At 46.9% G+C, this 20,181-nt stretch carries 23 protein-coding genes; 3 read left to right on the forward strand and 20 right to left on the reverse strand.

Going from position 1 to position 20,181, the window contains the following annotated elements:
* The first annotated feature begins 9 nt into the window (after positions 1-9).
* From ACXHJ2_RS20835 to ACXHJ2_RS20845, 3 genes are all read left to right on the forward strand, one after another.
* Positions 10-1,236, forward strand: coding sequence for a Ger(x)C family spore germination protein (locus tag ACXHJ2_RS20835; RefSeq protein WP_165083456.1), 1,227 nt, complete (start codon positions 10-12; stop codon positions 1,234-1,236).
* Positions 1,237-1,264: 28 nt separating this feature from the next.
* Positions 1,265-2,362, forward strand: a complete 1,098-nt coding sequence (locus tag ACXHJ2_RS20840; RefSeq protein WP_165083454.1) for a GerAB/ArcD/ProY family transporter — start codon at positions 1,265-1,267, stop codon at positions 2,360-2,362.
* Positions 2,363-3,013: 651 nt separating this feature from the next.
* Entirely contained in the window at positions 3,014-3,175 is a 162-nt protein-coding gene (locus tag ACXHJ2_RS20845) for a hypothetical protein (protein WP_446724845.1), read from the forward strand.
* Positions 3,176-3,537: 362 nt separating this feature from the next.
* On the opposite strand, the gene ACXHJ2_RS20850 is transcribed toward ACXHJ2_RS20845, so the two are convergent.
* The 20 genes from ACXHJ2_RS20850 to ACXHJ2_RS20945 form a co-directional block, all read right to left on the reverse strand.
* Positions 3,538-4,953 carry a helix-turn-helix domain-containing protein gene (locus ACXHJ2_RS20850; protein WP_165083452.1) on the reverse strand — a complete coding sequence of 472 codons (1,416 nt, stop codon included), beginning with the start codon at positions 4,951-4,953 and terminating at the stop codon, positions 3,538-3,540.
* Between the two features lie 198 nt (positions 4,954-5,151).
* A complete protein-coding gene (locus ACXHJ2_RS20855; RefSeq protein WP_165083450.1) occupies positions 5,152-5,661 on the reverse strand; it encodes a phage holin, LLH family in 510 nt (169 codons plus the stop codon).
* Between the two features lie 5 nt (positions 5,662-5,666).
* On the reverse strand, positions 5,667-6,536 hold the full coding sequence (locus ACXHJ2_RS20860; protein WP_165083448.1) for a glycoside hydrolase family 25 protein: 870 nt from the start codon (positions 6,534-6,536) through the stop codon (positions 5,667-5,669).
* Positions 6,520-6,990 carry a phage holin family protein gene (locus ACXHJ2_RS20865; RefSeq protein WP_165083446.1) on the reverse strand — a complete coding sequence of 157 codons (471 nt, stop codon included), beginning with the start codon at positions 6,988-6,990 and terminating at the stop codon, positions 6,520-6,522. Before ACXHJ2_RS20865 ends, ACXHJ2_RS20860 begins: the two co-directional genes overlap by 17 nt.
* A 79-nt stretch (positions 6,991-7,069) precedes the next feature.
* Complete coding sequence (locus ACXHJ2_RS20870) at positions 7,070-7,249, reverse strand: CD1375 family protein (protein ID WP_165083444.1); 180 nt, start codon at positions 7,247-7,249, stop codon at positions 7,070-7,072.
* Positions 7,250-7,307: 58 nt separating this feature from the next.
* The gene (locus tag ACXHJ2_RS20875; protein ID WP_165083442.1) at positions 7,308-7,700 is read right to left on the reverse strand and encodes a hypothetical protein; all 393 of its coding nucleotides are present in this window, start codon (positions 7,698-7,700) and stop codon (positions 7,308-7,310) included.
* 14 nt (positions 7,701-7,714) lie between these two features.
* Entirely contained in the window at positions 7,715-8,659 is a 945-nt protein-coding gene (locus ACXHJ2_RS20880; protein ID WP_238791119.1) for a phage tail protein, read from the reverse strand.
* A 14-nt stretch (positions 8,660-8,673) separates the two neighbouring features.
* Positions 8,674-9,063, reverse strand: a complete 390-nt coding sequence (locus ACXHJ2_RS20885; protein WP_165083441.1) for a phage tail-collar fiber domain-containing protein — start codon at positions 9,061-9,063, stop codon at positions 8,674-8,676.
* A 9-nt stretch (positions 9,064-9,072) separates the two neighbouring features.
* Positions 9,073-9,825, reverse strand: a complete 753-nt coding sequence (locus ACXHJ2_RS20890; RefSeq protein ID WP_165083439.1) for a putative phage tail protein — start codon at positions 9,823-9,825, stop codon at positions 9,073-9,075.
* The gene (locus tag ACXHJ2_RS20895) at positions 9,822-10,646 is read right to left on the reverse strand and encodes a baseplate J/gp47 family protein (RefSeq protein ID WP_165083437.1); all 825 of its coding nucleotides are present in this window, start codon (positions 10,644-10,646) and stop codon (positions 9,822-9,824) included. Before ACXHJ2_RS20895 ends, ACXHJ2_RS20890 begins: the two co-directional genes overlap by 4 nt.
* A complete protein-coding gene (locus ACXHJ2_RS20900; protein ID WP_165083435.1) occupies positions 10,643-11,086 on the reverse strand; it encodes a DUF2634 domain-containing protein in 444 nt (147 codons plus the stop codon). Before ACXHJ2_RS20900 ends, ACXHJ2_RS20895 begins: the two co-directional genes overlap by 4 nt.
* Positions 11,079-11,504, reverse strand: coding sequence for a hypothetical protein (locus ACXHJ2_RS20905; RefSeq protein ID WP_014599831.1), 426 nt, complete (start codon positions 11,502-11,504; stop codon positions 11,079-11,081). The genes ACXHJ2_RS20900 and ACXHJ2_RS20905 overlap by 8 nt, the downstream gene beginning before the upstream one ends.
* Before the next feature lie 2 nt (positions 11,505-11,506).
* Positions 11,507-12,484 (reverse strand): hypothetical protein, encoded by a 978-nt coding sequence (locus ACXHJ2_RS20910; protein WP_165083433.1) that lies wholly within the window; start codon positions 12,482-12,484, stop codon positions 11,507-11,509.
* A 6-nt stretch (positions 12,485-12,490) separates the two neighbouring features.
* Complete coding sequence (locus ACXHJ2_RS20915; RefSeq protein ID WP_165083432.1) at positions 12,491-13,138, reverse strand: hypothetical protein; 648 nt, start codon at positions 13,136-13,138, stop codon at positions 12,491-12,493.
* Between the two features lie 3 nt (positions 13,139-13,141).
* Complete coding sequence (locus ACXHJ2_RS20920; RefSeq protein WP_238791118.1) at positions 13,142-16,675, reverse strand: tail tape measure protein; 3,534 nt, start codon at positions 16,673-16,675, stop codon at positions 13,142-13,144.
* Positions 16,676-16,833: 158 nt separating this feature from the next.
* The gene (locus tag ACXHJ2_RS20925; protein ID WP_165083430.1) at positions 16,834-17,256 is read right to left on the reverse strand and encodes a hypothetical protein; all 423 of its coding nucleotides are present in this window, start codon (positions 17,254-17,256) and stop codon (positions 16,834-16,836) included.
* Between the two features lie 395 nt (positions 17,257-17,651).
* The gene (locus tag ACXHJ2_RS20930; RefSeq protein WP_029517829.1) at positions 17,652-18,095 is read right to left on the reverse strand and encodes a phage tail tube protein; all 444 of its coding nucleotides are present in this window, start codon (positions 18,093-18,095) and stop codon (positions 17,652-17,654) included.
* Between the two features lie 3 nt (positions 18,096-18,098).
* Complete coding sequence (locus ACXHJ2_RS20935; RefSeq protein WP_165083428.1) at positions 18,099-19,451, reverse strand: phage tail sheath subtilisin-like domain-containing protein; 1,353 nt, start codon at positions 19,449-19,451, stop codon at positions 18,099-18,101.
* Positions 19,432-19,692, reverse strand: coding sequence for a hypothetical protein (locus tag ACXHJ2_RS20940; RefSeq protein ID WP_165083426.1), 261 nt, complete (start codon positions 19,690-19,692; stop codon positions 19,432-19,434). The genes ACXHJ2_RS20935 and ACXHJ2_RS20940 overlap by 20 nt, the downstream gene beginning before the upstream one ends.
* A complete protein-coding gene (locus ACXHJ2_RS20945) occupies positions 19,689-20,180 on the reverse strand; it encodes a hypothetical protein (protein ID WP_238791117.1) in 492 nt (163 codons plus the stop codon). Before ACXHJ2_RS20945 ends, ACXHJ2_RS20940 begins: the two co-directional genes overlap by 4 nt.
* Position 20,181: the final 1 nt, after the last annotated feature.

The following is a 20,181-nucleotide window of genomic DNA, read 5'->3' on the forward strand; positions in this document are numbered from 1 at the left end:
GGAAACGGTATGCCCCAATTAGGAAGGTTTTTTATGGTCTTGGTCGTGTTATTCAGTTTGGTGGGTTGCTGGAACCGAGTCGAACTGAATGAGCTGTGGGTAACTGCGGCTACAGGAGTAGATATGATGGACGACGGACAATGGATGGTGTCCTATCAGATTATTGTTCCCTCCGCCCTTGCAAGTGGTACCGGAGGAGGAACGGGAGGGTCTTCCCAACCGGCATCCCATGTACTCTCTGTAAAGTCCAAAACCTATAACCAGGCCTTATCTTACAGCAATTTAAAAACATCAAGACGAATTTACTTAGCACATAATCGTGTTGTATTTATCGGTAAAAGAGCAGCTGAGAAGGGAATGGACCGTTTAATCGATTTTTATCTTCGTAATACGGAAGCGAGGGAGATGGTAAATATGATTGTAACGGACGGACTAGCATCCGATCTATTAAAGAAATTATTACCGCCTGAAAAACTTCAAGGAGCCGCCATGGCTGAATTGGTCGACAAAGAGAGCGATATTTTATCGTTGTTTCCAAAAGTTAGGGTTTATGATTTCGTATTAAGCATGAATTCGGATTCCAAATCTATTGGAGTACCGGTCGCCGAGTTGACCGGAGAAAGGGACTATCAGGACGAGAAGGAAGTAGAGAGTCTGGATGTCTTCAAAAAAACCTCGGTCCCACTCAAGCTGGCATTGACTAAATTGGCGGTATTCCAAAAAGGAAAGCTCAAAGGGTTTCTCAACAAGGAAGAGAGTCTGGGAGTATCTTATCTGTCTCAAAAGGTTAACAACACCGAAATTTCGTTCCCATGCAGCGAACAGCCCGGTAGGGAAATGTACTCCTCCCTACTAGTAAACTCTGCTAATGTAAAGCTTACACCCAGAAAAGCCAGTTCTCATTACACTATGGAGGTTGGAGTGAAAATTAACGGGACTTTAAATGAAACTACATGCACTAAGGATATTTCCAAGACGAAGACCATACATGATCTGGAAGAAGAGATTGCAAAAGAAGTGACCAGAACGATAAATGAGGGCTGGGCTAAACTTCAGGAACTTGGTGTAGACGCAACTGGTTTTGCTGACCGGGTTCACCGGAGGTTCCCAAGGGAGTGGGAGACGGTGAAAAAAGACTGGGATCAGGAGTTCAAGAAGATAGAACTGGACATTCGAGTGGATGCACGGATTCAGCGTCCTGGCCTCCTACAGAAGCATATCGGAAGTCAAACCTAACCCATTTTGTATAAAGGGGCATAAAAGTATGAGTAAAACCGTCACCAGAGTATCCGGGTTAGCTATCGCTTTTTCCTTGTTTCAGGTTGGCAGTACAACATTATTCCTATTGGGAGCTACAGCCAAGCAGGATGCATGGCTAGCCATGTTGATAGGTGCACTTGCGGGCTTCGCACTGCTAATGATGTACTTATCCATGCATAAAATTGACCCACATCGGGATTTGTACGAGCTCCTATCCCATTATTGGGGGAAATGGGTTGGCAGTCTGGGTGGGTTTCTGTTCATCGGTTACTTTACTTACGAAGCTTCCAGGAGTGTCAGGGACATTGGTGAGCTTGGCGCATTGACATTGCTGAACAGAACCCCTACTGAAGTCATTACGTTTATAGCGTTAATTGTCTGTGCCGATGTGGTGTGGTTTGGACCGAGAGTCTGGTTCCTTCTATGTCATATATTTCTGCTTCTGTTGGCGTTTGGTTATGGCATCATACTAGTGCTTACTCCTCTTACGGGACTCATTCACTTTGAATTTTTGTTTCCTGTATTGGAGAACGGTTTAACTCCCGTAGTGAAGGCTGCCATTCCCGAGATCATGTCTTTTCCCTTCGGGCAGACGATTCTTTTTCTTGTCCTGTTCAAGATCGTCACAGATAAGCGTAAATTAAAGCGATCGATCATCATTGTTTATTGGGTCACTGCTGTGTTCCTTATTGTAATGAATGAATTCACAGTCCTGGTTCTAGGTCCGAAATGGGCAGCATCAAGCACCTATCCCTTGTTTGAGGTTACTCAACTAATTCAGCTTCCGAAGATCGTTGAGAGAGCTGATGTCCTGTTTACGATGATTCTTTTTATTGGAATCGGAGTCAAAACAGCGGGCTTTATGTTTGGTGCCGTCATAGGGCTTCAAAAGATAACCCCCTTTAGATATAAGCCTGCGTTACTGTTGCTAAGCATCATCATATACGCTCTTACGTTTCTCTCCCCTAGGTTAACCGAATTTTTGTGGTTCGGTCTTCATGTAGCCTTGGTTCAAGTCTGGCCTATCTTTCAGATTGCTCTGCCTGTCCTCCTTTTCTTGACCATGCTAATTCGGAAGAAGAAGAGACGGGCGTATAGTTAGCTACAGTTTTAGTCACAAGCATATTGAATTTCCGAATCGGTTGAAGTGGTTGCTAGAATTGAAATGTGCATGTCTATACCAGATGTCAAGCATATCAGTGCACTAAAGACCAAACTTCGAGAAGTTACCTATTTTTTCTTTTGGTTAAGCAGGTAAATAACCATCTACTATTGGGCTTGCGGGAAACGATGCTCAATAAACACAAGGAGACGGCAGCCGATAATGTTGCTGTTTCTGTTCTAAATTAAAAGTAAAAGACCTTCATATCATTAAGTGCACCCCATAGAATAGACAAGGATAGGTAATGTGCAGAAGATGAAGCACACAATATGTACCATTGAGATTCAACTATTTTTGCAGCATGATCATGGCGTCTAGATGAACCATAAAGAGTTACTCCCGCTCATGCAGGTCTTGGGAATCCGCTCACAAAATCGCCGGAAGTCTCATTGCAACTATACTTCTTCTACGGAAGTTCGTGTGGCGAAAAACCTGCTAAAACAGGATTTTAACGCGCGCAAACCTATCAAAAATGGGTCACAGATATCGCGTAATATCGTGTAGGGGATTGCTGGGTATCTATCTGCGATTAAATACTTATCCAACAATGAAATTGTAGCCTACCAACTCAGCGAACGTAACGACAACGAATTGGTTCTACAGACGTTCGCCAAAGCCTTTACCAAGCAAAAAGACGTGACCGGACTGGTCGTTCACAGCGACCAAGGCTTCCAGTACACGTCTCATGCTTACCAAGACATGCCGCCAAAGGTTGGCGCCAAATCAGCATGTCTCGCCGGGGCAATTGCCTAGACAACGCCTCCATGGAGAGCTTCTTCTCGTATTTTGTATACATTATTTGTAATGCAGCATTGCTTTTAATTACACATTAATTCTTCACTCCTGGGAATCATAAATTTGTACACCATAAATAAACAAGGAGTGATTTTATAAGGGGTACTGTTCAACACACTGTTCCTTAGACTTGTTCAACACACTGTTTCCTAGATTGTTCAACACACTGTTTCCTAGATTGTTCAACAAAAATCCCCGCCCACCAGTTAAGGTTAGCGGGGATTTGCTTTACTTGCGTTTAAGCACCTCCATGCTGCACACTGGGTTCGATGCTATTGCTATGATGTAAGTAACCAGGTACAGTTAGCAAAAACAAAAAGCTACTCGCAACGATGAGCATAACCACTTTTTTCAACATTGTTTAACCACACCTTTTCGATAAGATTTAAAAATGCTGCTTTGGTTTCAGGAACTGCATACTCCCGAAAATGTAAAAACAGCCCCATACAATTTATGAAGTAAGTCTCATTATTTAGTGTATGATAACTTACCATTGAATACATCAAATGTTTAAAACCATCATCGTAAAAGCTTCGATGTAAATAATAATGAGCTAACTCGTAACCACACCACGCAAAATAATCTGGTACCACTTGTTGAGTATACATATCACTTGATGATTGTTGCGATAATGATACCATGTCCGCTTCAAAGCGTTTAATTATATTACTAACATCGATATCATATCGGTTAGCCGCTATCATAATATTCAGCAGTTGGATGACCCTGTCTTCTTGAGTTGTATCCTCCGCCGTATCAATATATTCAACATAATCTTGTAGCACCTTTATATCTCCGGATAAAAGCTTATTGACAATAACATTAGCTTTTGCCCAGTACTTAAACAAGCCAATCCAGTGTTGGGTATCTTCATCTGTTTCTTTAACCCAATCTAAATTAGCATAGGCGTATGTATATTGTAGAGCTTGTTGATAATCGCCTTGGGCTTCATAGACACTTGCACACAGCAGGTCAGCATAGGAAATGTATACAAACAAAGGACGAGTCAGCTTCTTAGTAGATTCATTACATTCTCGACTCTTGTGTTCATGTTTCAAATTATATTGAATTTCCGCTTTAGTCCTCATTATTTTTGCTACTTCCTCTACCTTGTCCCATTTACGCAAAGACCTGTACACGTTAGCCAAATCCTTCAGCGCGTCAAGCTGTTCTATTTCATCCAGACGTTCCACGAAGGGTTCAAATAGCGTTGCTGCCTTGAGATTCCGACTTTGATCGTCTCCAACTTGAATCGTGAATATACGATATTGACAGACTGCCAAACGCTCAGAATGTTGATATTTCTCCGCTTCAGCCACACCCTCATAGAGCAGTAGCGCAGCCTCATGTCGTCCCTGCGCCAACAATTCTTCTGAAATTTCAAATAGCTTGGGTGAATATAGTAGATTGTCCATGATGGCTCCCACCACTCGACGGATCGCATCCAACTTGTCCAACTCCGCACAGCGAAACAAAAATGGCTCGATTCGCCTCATATTCGGGGGATGGTCGATGATGTAGTTTTCTATAAACAGATCGTAAAAATCCCCTTCTGGTAAACCCATAGCCTCAGTGATTAGGTCAAGCTGGTTAACAGACATTGACTTATTCCCTGTCACAATAGCACTTACTATTCCCCTATTCATGCCTGCAAGTTGTCCAAATTGCGCTATGCTCAAACCCTTTTGTTGTAAGTATCTATCTAATTCTGCTCGAATCGTAGGTGTATGCTTCATATCATAGCCACCCTTCATACAGAAATCCCAGTATTTTATAATCATTTACTATTTTTGTCCAGTAATTAACAGTTGTCAATATCTTTTTTGCGAATCAAGTGGAAAAGCTACGTTTGTCATAAGGGTACTCCTGTAAACAAAAAAGCACCCCACCGGCTTTAAGCCAGCAGGGTGCTTCGTATTTCCAAACGTTTGTGATTATTCGGCAGCAATAGGTGGTTGGGTAGCTGGAACGGCAGTTTGCTCCTTCGTAGAAGCTGTAGGTACTTTATTATCTCCCACAGCTTGGTTTACCAATTCGCTAACTTTAGCTGCAAAAGCCGAAACAGCCGCTTTAGCCACATCTTCAGGTGGCTGTAATTCAGAATCAACGCGCTTGGTTTTACCAGGGTTAAATTTCTCCCAGGCTAATTGCACAGCCGATTCAATTTCATCTGAACCTACCTTTATTCCCAGCGCTCCCAGCTTGTCTGCGAGGTGCTTAGTTGCCCCGTGGAATTTAGCAGCTCCTTGGCCTGCAAATTTGGTTTCGGCATAAGCATAGGCATCGTGAGCAAGTTGCTCAATTCGCTTGCGTTGCTCTGCTGTAAAACGAGCCTCGTACAATGGCTTTAGCTTTCTGTATACCGCCGTGCCAAGGGTCAGCACTCCGATTGTAACCAAGCCGATAGCGGACAGTGCAATGGTTGTGACGTATTGTTCTATCATAATAATTACTTATCCCCCTTGAAGATGTTTTTACGTAGACGATTAAGAGCGACAGCAACTTCTTCTCGGGTAATTGATGCACCTGGCCGGGTTCCATCAAAATACCCGTTTTGGGTCATTTCCTTCCACGCATCGGCTGCCCATGGGCTAACTTTGTTAATGTCTCTTTGTTGTTTTGACACTGTATCTTCCTCCTTTTTCATTGCCTTGATCCAATTGCGTAACTCGTCCGCTGTGCCGTTGTACTCGTTAAGATCTACTGGTCCGCCAATGCCATTAACTCGCATTTTTCCGTTTGGTAGCGTTCCGCCTGCGGAACCATCGGAATACTGCCAGAAGTCCCAACGTTTCCAACCGGACGCATCCGGTGGTACTTGTGTGGCACTGTACCTTGCAATCCATAATGGGTAACCGGACAGCCCCGAAAAATTCCCGATAAAAGATGGATACGTATAAACAATTGGGCGTACTCCAGTGAGTCGCTCCACTTCCTCCAAAAAGGCCCTGGCTACGGCTGTAATCGCCGTTTTGCTTAGGTTGGACTTATTGGACTCGTAGTCCATCACGGGAGGCAGGTCGAACGTGGACACGCCTCCAGCGTCCTCTATTGCCTTTGCAAAGTTTCCCGCCTCTCGTCGGGCCAGCTCTGGCGTAGTGGCAGAGTCGTCAATGTAGTGATACGCCCCGATAAGCAGGCCAGCCGCCTTCGCATCTTTCACAAACTGCAAAAATGTTTTTGATCGGAATGCCCCCCCCTGCGTTGCCTTTATAAAAACAAATGATATGCCGTCTGCTGCAACCTTTTTAAAGTCAATGTTTCCCTGGTGATGGGATACGTCGATCCCTTGGGCGTTACGTCTATTTCGTTGTTGCATCTGTTTCATCTCCCTTGTCTTTCAACTGCCGCAAGAAACTTTTAAGCTTGAACGGCAATGGGATTCCCAATGCCCCAAGATTCTCGGCCAGTGACAGCCCTTCACGACCGGCGTAAAAATAAATCGCTGCGATCCTAAAAATAGGCGCATCTGGTTGTAACCAATCATCAATTTGTGCAGATAAACCCACCACCATTAAAACAGTAGCCTTACGGATTCCTCCCCAAAACATCACATCGCTGTCCATTTTCTTGTTTTTAATAGCTGCGGCAACTCCAAAAATATAATCCAATATCATCATCGTAAGCAGCACCTGAAGCGGCTTGTCCCACCCACCCAAAAATGTAACAATCAGACCAGTCAGCGCCGTCACTCCCCCTGCCGCCGCCTCCTTTTCTGATGTCCCGACGATTGCGGTCCATACGGTGCTGCCAAACATTTTTATTTGGCTCACTACCTTTTCCCCCTTAAAAATAAAGCCCCCGACCACTCACCGGGGGCAAAAAAATAACGCATCCGATTGGATACGCCTTTTACGCTTCTTGTTCTGTTGTTTGTTCGGCTACTGAAGCCGCTTGTGCAGGCTCAGCAATACCCAAGTCTGCTTTGACCAAGTCTTGCAATGATGTTGGCACGTCTGCAACTGTGCGCCGACCAGAAAGAATAAGATGTACAAATGTAGTTGCAAATGCTTTTTTGATACGCTCGTCCATGATGTCACCTCCCCTCATGATTTGCCATAAAACAAAAAGCAGAATCCACTCACAGGCCCTACTTAACATTTTCCATAACTATTTTGACCAACCCAGCTATAGCTTCCTTGTTATCCAAATCGGATTGCTGGAGCTCAGCCACCTGATCGTACAAAGGTTTCTGAGGCGCAGGGACTGGACAGTCAGGTTTATCTGTTGGAAAAGTAAAAAGCATAGTCTGTGCCGAAGGATCAACTCGGTAAAAGGTGGCCAAAGCAAAGTCCTCTGTGTGTTGACCATATTCCAATTGCAAAACACCTACTTGATCCCTGTCCAAAGCTTTTATTTCAGGGTAAAAACCGAAATCATCATCGATCGTGGATTCGATTACATCCCCCTGCGCTTCTCCACGAATCAAGAGAACTTCCCCTGTAGTCTTCCGATAAAAAATACGTCTTCCAAATTTAGTCATCCTTTTCTCCCCCCTTACTCGATTGCCCACCATAAAGATATTCCCGCTTCATATCTGCGAGGTGCTCCGCTATAGATTCCAGACTTGATAAATACAGTTATAGTGGTACCCGACAAACTGACCGTTATACTCCCGTTTGTATTGCTGATGTCTCCTTGTGCATCCGGTGCTACCGTTATAAGACCTGACGGCAACGAAAACTGATTCCATCCACTGCTCATCGAAATTATAGCGTAGACGTATGCTGATACCCGAATGAACAACCTACCTATATTAAATCCTGTGGGTAGCTGGAATGTCCTTGTCATGACGGCTGGTAGAGCTGCAGTTTGCCCCCCATCAGGCTCACCGCTAATCGACAGATTTAAATTGCCGTTAGCATATTTTTTAACTGGCATATTGTTTAATGAGGCGACTATTTGATCGGCAGTCATATCAGTATTGGCGCTTCCTCCCTTGCCGTTGATCGCGCCTACGATTTTATTTTTAAGATCAACGGCTTGCGTAAAAGCTTGGTCTGCCCGGCTGTATGCTTCATTGGCTCGATCATATGCCGTCTTGACCGCGATCGGCGCGGCTGCCTGATCTGTAGAAGTGCTGCTTACCGATGTATTAATCTGCACAATCCCTCTCGTCTGTGTTGACGCTGAAGGTAAATCCGATGCAGAGTGCGTGTGTACCTTAGGAGCTGCGTACTGCTCTGTATACTTCTTGGCATTGCCTTCTGCTGCATTCCATGCTGCTTGCTTGGCGGCAGTTACATGTAAGTTGGCATCAGAAATATGATTGTCCAGTGCTACCTTGGATGCAATATCGTTTCCGGCTGGATCGTTTTTAATGTTTTCAATCTGTGCGGCCAGTTCCTGGTCATTTTCATACAGAGTATCGAAGCGAGCATTTAGTAAATCCGCATGTCCAGGGTCTTTGGGTAAAATACGTTCAGGTTGTTGCAAGGTCATCTGTTTCACCTCTTTCAATAAATGTCATCAATTTCAAAAATGAATTCCATGTCTTCGTCCTTGACCTTGTTGCTCATCGTCCGAACGGCAGTCAGCTTGCCCGCTGAATCTACCAATGCAAGCTCATTAATCGTCTCCCCCGCCAATTCAGTTTCCATAAGTGAGCAGATATAACGGATTGTCGCAGGAGCAATGAATTCAAAGCTGGTAATATCCTTCTGAACCAGTTCCTTTTTCAGCGCCTGTTCTGTTCCGTCCAAAGGCAGCGGCTTTCCTGATTGATCCACCCCCCCGCTGCCGAAGGCCATCTTAACCACCTTCGTCAGTGCCGTTCCCTCCACTCTCGCCCGGGCCATCTGCTCTCGTGCATACGTCGTCGTAACGGTAAACACTTGATTTGCCATAGCTACCTCCTATACCTCAATGATTTTTTCAGATGCATCCAACAAGCGGCTACCATCCATCAAGACGCTGCCATCCCACTGCCAAAAATTGTGCCGCGCTCTAACGATGCCATCCTGCTTATTTTGGACGCGGTGCGATGTCCGAATCACTATCCTTTGTCGGTACCTTTCCCGCTCTCCCACCCAACCAGAGAAGTTCACACTACCATCCAGTAGGTGTACGCCATCCCAATACCAAGGCTGCCCGCCGAAAAAACGCACTCTGGAACGTAATCGGATACGGGAATGGATCTGGAACGTATGATGAAATGCAATGTTAAATGAGGGCAAAGCCTTGTTGATGTGGACAGGCCGGATGTACTCAAAGTCTTCCATCAGGCTTTTAATATCTAAAGCCGAATCGACTGAGTAAACAAAACGAATTTGCTTGGTGAGAAAGTCCTCCTGTATATCCAACAGTTTGCCGTATTTATTACCAATTAGCCGCAGTGTGGGCAGCGTAAATGGCCGCTTTGCCCAACGTTTACGACGTATCGCGTCACGCCGCTGCTCCAATGTCCAAATTTGCTCCTGTCGGAAATATATCCATTCCCATATCGGTAGCGACCAAGTAGCCCGTTGTAAGATAAACTGATTGCCCAGATCGTCAATTGACTTTTCACGCTCATCCACCACCAGTTCCATAACACCAAAATGCCGCTCGGCCATGTCGATCTCATACATGTGCGGCGGCAACATTTCCCGATAACGCAGAGGTATCATGTCAGGCTCACCTCAATTTTTAATACGGACGTTACTGGAACCTCAACGTCTTTGGTCGCTCCATTAAGCGTAAGATTTTCATAATCCTCCACGCCTTTGACCAACAAAGCTGCACCGACGTAATTAAAGACAAGCTTTGTACGACCAAGGGCATAGTCGGCAATTCGCTTCCTAATGGGTTCCACCAGCTCAGTAAGTGAAAGGGCTGTGTTTAGCTGTGCCTCTACTTTCAATGTGAACACTGGGGCAGGATGCACGGCCAGATCATGACCAGCAATCCGCTTGCTTTCCCACATAGCTGCCTTAACTTTAGCAGCGAATTCTTCTGTGACTGGTTTGCCCTGAAGGTCAGTCAGGTACAAATCAATAGACACATCGCTACGAGCCTTCTCCACGGCAACAGCACCACCGACACCCTCCAGTTCCTTCGCCCATGTCTCATAGTCCTTACGACGTCCGCTGCCTTCCTCAGTAAACGCACGCTCGAGCATTCGCAATCTGTACGTATCATCGTCCTCGCCCACTTTACGGGGCATTCCGTCCGACCACCCGTGACCATCCAGAAATTCGCCATCTGCCCAAATGGGAAAGCCCTGAAGGAAAGCATACGTTAACAGTTCCTGCTGTTCGGAATATTCCATAGCTATGGGGTACCACAGATCATAGAAATATTCTCCCGGATCAGTAGGAGGCGGGGGTAAGCCTTTTTCCTGTGCCAATGTAATCGCACGGTTAACCCATCGGCGGTAGACTTCCTCGGGGGTTTCCTCCAAAATTGCCATCGGTGGCAGTGCCGGCAGATCCGTTAATTTCACATTCACAGTTCAATCGCCTCCTTCAGCTCCGCTTCTCCGGCTAAGCCAGTTAATTTAATTTTCAAGTACATGTTCTGGCCGTCCCGTTCCATAGACAGCACTTCTGCTTGAGATATTTCAGCATGCGCGGTCAATGCTTCCTCGATGTCTCGTTTGATCTCGACTTCCTCCCAGTTGGCCCATTCAGACCGTTCTACACCTATTTCCTCGTTGTACACAACGTATTGAAACCGCTCGGTGTTCAGGATTTTCATCGCCGTCTGCACAAGGTATTCACTATAAGTAGCTGTTTTTTTGGGACGTCCATCATCTGTGGTGACCATCTGCCGCGTGCGATAGTCGATCACATAAGTCCATTTGGTTTCAGACGCTACCGTCTCTGTCAACTCCACCTCGTCAAGTGTGGAAAGATCAAGATCGGGGAATAACGTTTCATCATCAGCCACCAGCCCTTACATCCTTTCCATGAACATAGTACCGCTGTCCGCTCAGTCTGGAGACAATCAGCCGGTCACCAACCTGCAAAGGGCTTGGAATAACCAGCTTGCCACGTAACGAGCTGCGTGGGGTCTGCTTGTATGGCTCCCCTGTTTCGTAAACCACACCGTTAGCCAGTACGCCTGTAACGCTGCCTTTGGCTTCATCGCCCTCCAGATATTCAGCAGCTATGAAATCCGCTTTAACTTCCCGATCCAACAAATACTCAGCAAACACCAGTTTATCCGTTGGATAGGGAGTAAGGTCACCATCCACCTCTATTGACGGACTACTTGGCCAACTTAGAAGCGTAGCCCTTTCGGTGTCCCGTGAGTCGATACTGTCTTTGGTTTGATCTTTTAGAAGCTTGAGCGCTTCATTCAGCACGGCTATTCCCTCCTTTCCAATTCCAACGTTACGGTATATGTTCCATTCTTGTAGCTGCTATCAGCCGTGACGACAATCCACTTTGAGGTATGATCCGTTTTAGTCAACACCAGCCAGCCAGAACGCAAACCAGACAACGTATGGTCTTCATGTCGGACAGTGATCTTCTTAATCTGTTTGGCAGCGGACAAAACTTTGAGCCGCTGTGTAGCAATCGTCTCCGGCTTTTCATCCTCACCAACCTCGATGATCTCTTCCATTCGGCCCATTGCCTTCACTGCACCCGCTGCCGTTTTAGTAACAGCAGAAGCGATCTTATCATCCTTCCATTTTTGCGCGGTTACGACTGTATAGGTTTCCTCGATGCTGTATCCTGCCGTGCTGGAGGTCATCTGTTCGGGTACAAAAATAGGGACCTTTGTATTGGTCCCTTCGCGCATCACTTGCAGATAAAAGCTCTTTTCCGTCCTAACAAGGTCTATATAATAACGGTAGCCGCTACGCTCATATGCCTTTTGCAATACGTCGAGGATGATTTCCGAATGGGCCATAGTCCCATAACGCTCGTCCAAGCTGAAGCCCAAAGCTGGGCAGCGAAAGTCAATGCCTGTGCTCTTGACGTATCTTTGCAGCTCCGCTCCCGCTTCACCCTTTAAGTACGGCCGAGTCCCTTTGTTTTTGGACAAGTACCATCCAATTTCCCTCGCCTCAATTTCCCAAGCGTTTGTAAATTCGTCTTGTTCATACTTGATGATGGGTCCGTGAAAAAATTGGTTCTTGTGATGGTACAAAGCACCACCGACCTTTTGCGAAAAGCACATCAGCATACCAGCTACTTTTATATTGCTCGCATTGCGAAGTCGTACCGTAGCGCTGCGGGCAATCTCATCACGGCCAGAAGACCAGGACACTTCCTCGATGCCATCCGTCAGCATCTGGCGGGCGTTCTCCTTGCCATATACAACCGCAAATCCGTCCATAATACATCACTTCCCTTTCGCTTTGGAAACCTTGTCCGATATCCGCTTTTTGGAACCTGTATAGTCAAAAGCACCCCTAGCGTTTGGGTCCTCCTTAGCCTTCTTACTTTTATCCTTTGCCTTCTTTTTTTTATCATCTTTTTTCTTATCGTTCTTTTTGTCCTTTTTGCCGGTAGTATTAGGGCGGCTTTTGGACGGTTTAGTGATCACGGTTCCAGGCTTGAGAACCTGTTTAGAGTTAGAATAAGAGACGATTTTAACAGGCTTATACTCCACAAATGAATAGTTACCATGAAGATTCCCCTGTCCATCCTTGTACGTCTGATCCATCCCCTCCAGGAGCATCGTTTGACTAAATAGGTTCTCAAAGTTAAGTACAACAGGCTTACCTTTCCATTGCTCCAGCAGTTTCCACGTTACTTCTGGTGTTTTATAGGTGACCGTCTGTTTGCTATCCGTCTCCCAAATCTCTTCCCAATAGCGCGGAAGGATAGCAGAAAAAGAAACCCGTTTCACTTTCGAGACGGGTTTTCCTGTGCGCTCCTGTCCAGTTATGACGGTAAAGGTTTCAACCTCATTACCAGACGTGATTTGAATTTCTACCGGGGTGATCGGAAAGGTAAGACGGATCTTTCCTTGCGATAGTGCCAACATGGCTTACCCTCCACTCTCCAATACTTTCATCATTTCTTCACCAAACACTTTACGGATCAACGCACGACCTTGAGGACTGGTGAGCATCTGTGCGAACTCGGCAAAATTACTAATGCCCTTTGCCATTTCTCCGAAATCAATATTGATATTCTCAATGCTTATTGACTTCGGGGCAGCCGAAACGGATGGATTAAGCATCTGTGCCATCGGCATCATACTGGACGCACCGATCAGGCTTGGCCGTCCGACTTGACCGCCGTTTGCATATGGACGTACACCCATAATAATCCCAGCCCGTTCCCATAGCTCCCGGCCACGACTGCGACGGTTGGCCGACAATGGAATTATCATTTCCGGACCAGCTTCCCCAACCAGGCCAACGTGCGGACGATTAACAAAACCACCTTGAGCATACGGACGTGGCTTGGGTTTCGGTGTAGTACCGCCTCCGCCAGAATTACCGTCTTTCGCATCCTTCATTTTCTGTAAGACTACGGCAACGCTACTGACTACAGAGGAAAGTGTCGGGAACTGGCTACGCATCCCAGCAACGAAATGGGAAATAAGATCGCTACCCCAGCTATTACCTTGACCCGACACGCTTTTTAGAGAGAGCAGATATTGCTTTGCTTTTTCAGCAGCCGCCTTGGCCGCATTGCCGACCTCTTGATAAGCTTGTTTGCTCTTGGCTGCACCCTTGGCTACTTCATCCGAACTGCTCTTTGTAGCCGTTCCCACATCTTTAATGCTCTTCTGGGCCTTGCTACTGTCTCCCATCTTCCAGACAACGCCCCACGCATTTTTAAGCGCATTAAGGCGTTGCTTAACTTCTGGTTGCTCGGCAACGGTTTTCAGCCCCTCTTTAAGACCTTTATCGACTATGCTTTTGCGCACATCGTCGCCAATCTGTTGAAGACGCTTCTGCTTCTGCTCAGTCAGATTGTTGATCGTAATTTTGGCTTCAGGAGGGGGGCCAGGCTTCTCTTCCTTCTTGCCTGTGAACCAGTCTTTAACACCACCCCAAGTGTCTTTTACTGAATCAAAGACTCCGACTGCCTTATCTACTACCCAACGAGTAGCGCCACTCTCATCCGCAAATTTCCCAATCTTTTCACCGACGACGTTTCCGATGTATGCGCCGGCCATTGTGCCAAGCGGACCAAGAACAGACCCAAAAGCACCGCCAATAGCACCGCCAGCTACACCGCCAACCATAGCACCGCCCTGAGTAGATACAGCCTCGCGCAGGCCTTTATCCTTTGATGCTTGATAGAGGTCATATGCACCGGCTGCTACGCTTGCAACCGTACCAACGATACCGCCAACTTTAGCCGCTTTGCTTGCTCCTTTCAGGAAACCTCGCAGACGGCCACCGCCAGATGGCGGACTCGGTGGTGGGGGTGGATTTGGTGGAGCTGGACGACGAATACGATAAGGATTGTCACGCGATCCCCTTGGGCTTGGGTTCGGGTTAGGTGGATTTAGTGGAGTGGGACGGGGACCATTAATACGTATACGTCGTCTACCGCCACCGCCTCCCGCTCCCCTACGCACTCCACGACGGTTTCGTCTACGGCGGCGATCTCTGTCTCGGTCGCCCCCATCGGCACCACCATCACCTGCCCCGCCGTCTCCGCCACCAGACACAGAGCCATTTATATAGACTTTCGTAGCGTTAACAGTCATGGAAGCGATAGAGCGTAAACCACCAATACGATCATCGACAGGGTTACGGTTTCCACTCAATTGGCGTCTAATACCGCGTCCGCCCATCCGCTCCCGTATTCGGGCAGCTCGTTGGGCTGGGGTTTCTTCAGGTGGTGGAGCTGGAGGTTCAGGAGGTTTCCGTCGAATCCAATTCCAACCGGCTTTGACTCCTCTTCCTGTGGCATTTGCCCCCGCTTTTCCCTTCTCTCCTACCCATTTAGCTGCGGTGGTTAATTCATCATTGAATTTCTTAACACCCTGAGCGAAAGACCATAATTTCTTAGCCACCAGTACAGCAGCCAGTCCCATCAGAGCAGTGTTTATGGCTCTAAAATGATCTTTATAGAAGCTGGTCGCTCCGGTTATCGCATTGGTTATCCCTGTACCAAGTGCCTGAATATTGTCCTTATTCTGTACCAGCAAGGCGTTAAATTCCTTCATAGCTGGAAGGGCTGCTTGAGCAATATTGGTTCCAATCTCTTGCATTTGCAAGCTCATTTCAGCACGAGTTTGCTTCATTTCCGTCATTGGGTCAGCAGTTTGCTGCTTACGAAGCAAATTATCAGTGGTGCCCTTCATGTTAGGTGCTTTTTGAAACGCTGTGCCGAACGTCTTCAGGATGGAATCAGCATTGTCTTCACCAGCGCCAGAACCTAGAGTGACAAGAGACTGTTTTAGCTGACTTCTGGTTTGAGTGGCCAAATCCCCGACTAATGCTGCAATGGCTCCTTGCGCACGCTGTTTGTCACCTGAATTAATGTCGTCTGTAAAAGCCGACGCCTGGCGTTGGGCCTCATCCTTCCCTGCCCCACGACTGATAAAGTAATTCGCCATATCCCCTGTATTCAGAGCTTTGACACCAAACGTCTCTTTGAAAAAGTCGGCAGGCTTGTCGAAGTTAAATGCGCCATTCTGGACAGTTTTCGTTAAAAAGTTTGCCATTTGCGCTGAATCGGTGCCGCTGCTTGCAAAGTATGGACTGTACTCCCAAAACGTATCGAACAGATCCTGCTGCTTGTCACCTACCTCCTTATAGGCATACATCATGCTATCAGCGACTTGACTGTAGGATTCTTTAAAACTGTTCGACGTTTGAGACAGCGCCCGCTGTACTTCCTCAGCTCCGGCATCCGGGCGAATGTACTGGATTTTAGCAGACGCACTTACGAAGTCACTCATCTTGGATTTGTCCTGAACTAAAGGAGCCGCATCGGCAAGTTGTCGTGTTCCTTCAATACGATCTGGGATAATGGCCTTTTTAACTAAATCATCTACCGTACTAAGGCTCTGCTGACGAATGTTTTCCGGCATGTATGCCGCACTTCGCGCCGCCTCACGGCTGTAGTCGGACACGCCTCCAAACATAGAGTCACTCACACCGCTACCGAGCACAATCCCGCCCGCCAAAGCTGCCAAGGCTGAAATCTTGTCAGATACCTGGTCAACGACTGGACTTATGGAATCCTCAGCACGTAATTTCACATTAGCATCACGAATACTACGGATATCCGCGTCCGCACGATCCGCTGAACGCCGAAGATCGTCGGCTCCAGCACGCGCCCGCCGAAAGATATCGTCCAGATGGATCTGATTCATGCGGCGTACTTCGTCGGACGCGCCATTAATCCGTCTGCCTAGATCGTCCGCAGATTCCCTCGCCCGGCGGCTACCTGATACAAAATCATCGAACATGCTACCGGATGCCCGGCGAAAATTCACCAAGTCGTCATGGGCGCCCTGAAGCATACGACGCATATTCCGGACTGCGCCGGTGATCATATCCCTTGCCTCAAACGGTACCGTAACTGATGTAGTTGCTATAGTTCCCACCCCCTTCCTGTTTCGACATGGTTATTTCCGATTCATACGCGCCATTTCTTCCTCAGCGATCATTGATGCTGCCAGGCAAAAATAATATTGGCGCTCTTCATCCACTTCATACGGCAAGACCTCAGAAGGCAGCTTTTTTTGGTTAACCCAAAAATGGGCTATCCAGCTTGCCTCGCCATCTCGCCGGATGAGTTTTTTGCTTCTTTCATCAATTCTTCCTTAGTTTCTTGGAAGTTACGTACCGCCTTGCTGAGGATTGCATAATGGTCTGGATTGCTGAGCATTCGTGGTGGTAACTCATTCTTGTTTATGCAACTATAAACTTTTAGAAGCTCTTTGTTGTTCCAATCGAAGTCATGCTCCGTCGCCCGCACAATCATAACGTCGATATCGTTGAATGTTTCCTTTGGTGAACCATCATCATTAAATGCCACATCATAGCAACGGCGAATATCCATTGTCGTCAGGCGGCGGACAGACCACTTTTCTCCATCTACCTCCACTTCAATTTGTTCTGGCTTTGCTGCTTCAGTGCCGGCAGCAAGGTATTTTTGCAGTTTATCTTGATTTTGGTTACTCATGTTTAGTTCCTCCTATATAAATCTAAAGCTAGTTAATGCCAAAAGACCGCCCTTTATATTAAAGGCGGTCATAGAAACCCATGAATCATTCATTTGTTTATTTACTTCCTAATGTTTTTAGAAATCTCCAATTTTTTTAATACTTCTGTTCCAGCCCAACCTCCTGCGCACGCTAAAATAACATTATGGAATAATTGCATAGCGATAGAATAAGTTATCGACCCCATGACTATTTCCATTATAAAAAACCTTCTTATGTCGGAGAAAGTTATCACATATATCCTAAATTCTTGATTGTAGAGCATTGGTTTCATTGTTCACCTCAACATTGTTTATGCTATCCATATGCTTCTACTAAGTTGTCTGATTCTTCTTTGTCCGATGAAAAACGACTTTTATGCCATGTAATCCGGGAACTTGTCCACGAAATCAAAATCCGTAGCTGTACCGGACAAGGTAATGTCAATCCCATTGTTGTCATCGATTTTCGCGACGAGAATATCTATCTCCTCGTGAATGTGAATCCCCGTGATTAAGACACGTTCCGTGTTGCCCGTGATACGGTCTTCCAAGGAACCTGTAATACGAGGAAGGAACATTGTACGACCTGCTTTAAAGTCGTCCAGCAGTCGGTACCGCAATCGCGATTCCAGTTTTGACATGACAATTTTAACTGAGATTTCGTATCCTGTAAGTTGCTTCGTTTTGGCCATGCGCCGTGCTCGAACAATGTCCAAGTTTTCTGGTTTCAGAAGCACTTCCACTTCCTTGACTGTCTGGACATCCTCACCATTATCGTCTTGGAGCGAGAGATTCCGCCCGATAAGTTCGCGTTCCATCTATTATTCCACCTCCCAGTCAGTATAGAAAATTTCGATAGCATCCAATGGCTTGGCCCCAAGCTTGAAATATGCATAATCATTTTCACTTGTCTTATCAGGGTTTTCTGCAAAACTGAATTTGTCTGCAATGGCCTTCTGCTGAGCACGGATTTTGAGATATTCCAACACAGCAGCAATAAACATGCTGCGCCCTTCCTTATCGTTATCCAGCTTGGCCTTCCACTTCTTGCCCGCTTCGTAGATATCATTCATCACCTGGTCAGTGGTGGCCGAGACACGAATTTTACCGAAGTCCTCACGCTCATTTGGTCCGAGTGTGGTCAGTGTGTTGATGGCCTGCTCGATAACGTAGTCGTATCCGTCACGCGTAGCCATCAGCGTACCTTCTGCAAGTCCTTTCAACACTTCACTATGACTCCAGTCCACTTTTGCCTGCGTCATCGGAACTTTGACACCTGTAAATGACTTATTGGCAGGTGTACCCGCAACCAATCCAGCCACCCATGCTGCCCATTCGACGGATGTGTAGGTCTTGCCGTTGGTGTGATCGCCAGCAAGAGAGCAGTTAATTACATAACGGGCATTCATAGCACGACTACGAGCATTGTGGGCCTCGATATCGCCGTCCGTAGATGCAGGGCCAGCAATAACCAACGTCGCCAGCTTATGGCCCTTATCACGGCGATCCAGCAGCCATTGTTTGGCGGCAGCTTGTACAGCCGGATCAGTAGCGGAAAGGTAAATAGTATCAAACGTCAGGCCGTACACCCGGTTGAAGATACGATTCCAGTCGGCTGCCGCAAGTGTGGCCATACCGGTTGTGCCGCCATCCAGTTTGGTGTAAGCCACGTCTGCAAGGGCAGTAGCTCCAGTTTCTTTAAAACGAACCATAGCCGATTTTTTAAGAGCTTCCACAGCAGCGGCCTTGTCTGCAACCAGATACGTTTCTGTGTCATACACGCCTTTGGTGTCGCGTATAACAATTTCCTTTTTGGTTTCATCTATAAGTGCGGGACGCACCATATATTCAAAGTCGTTGCCTCGTGTGCCTGGATAACGCGCTTCTACGGTGTAACTGTCAGCAACAGCTACCGATGCAGCCTTTTCTTCACCGTTTGTAACCCGGTAACCGATAACAGTCGCCCCGCTTTCGGCAGCAAGCTCCAATACATCAACAAGCTTGCTGGACTCCTTCAGTCGTTCAGAATCATTAGCCATATCTACGGCTTGGTTCGGTGCGCCCCATTCGGCCTGATAGGGAATGAGTACGCGGCCAGTTGTGGGAACAACACGGGACCGCGCTTTTACCAACAGCGCAATATAAGCGCTGGGTCTAACCCTCTGAATTGTCATTTAGCGTTTCCTCCTTTGCTTTTTTCACTTGTGGTACTTCTGGCTTAACAGGCGCAGAAGCAGGGGCTTCCTTGACCGGATGCAAATACACAACCAGTCTTTGCTCCACTTCTGCCCGCGAAAGTAAGGCGTCAGTAGCGCAATCAAAAAGAGCGCCCGCAATCTCGTAAGGCTCTGCCTTCAAGACCGCTGCGCTCTCAATCCATTCCTGCTTATTCCGTTTGTTTAAATCCTCAGTCATGCGTCAAATTCCTCCCCGTTGTGACTGATATAAAAATTGTTAATCTTCTGAATTGGGTTGCCATCGTCATTGACCAGTAACTTCGGTACACTGAGCAAATACGAGTACCTAAAGGTAACCTCTACTTGATCGGCCTTTTTTCGGGTTCGTGGCGGCTCAATGACCAGCACAACCCCAAAACGCTTGGATGCTACGTTAAACCGTTGCTGCCGCAAGTAGAGGAACAACGGGTCAAGATCAAGCGGTATAGGCTCCCCCTCGTCTTGCTCGTCCGCTCGTTCCTTGTCATAGTGGAACACCAGCCCCACATCTTCAATGATCCGATCAGCTCGCGGCGTGTGAACCTTGTCCGAAACAAGATCCGTCTCGATAAACACGGCAGGCAGTTTAAAATCACCAGCCAACCATTTAGACCGATCTCGCAAGATAGAGAGCTCAGGATACACTCGTCGCACAATTTCGGCCCAGGCTTTTAAACCAACATCCATT

Source organism: Paenibacillus sp. ALE3 (genome assembly GCF_054113405.1).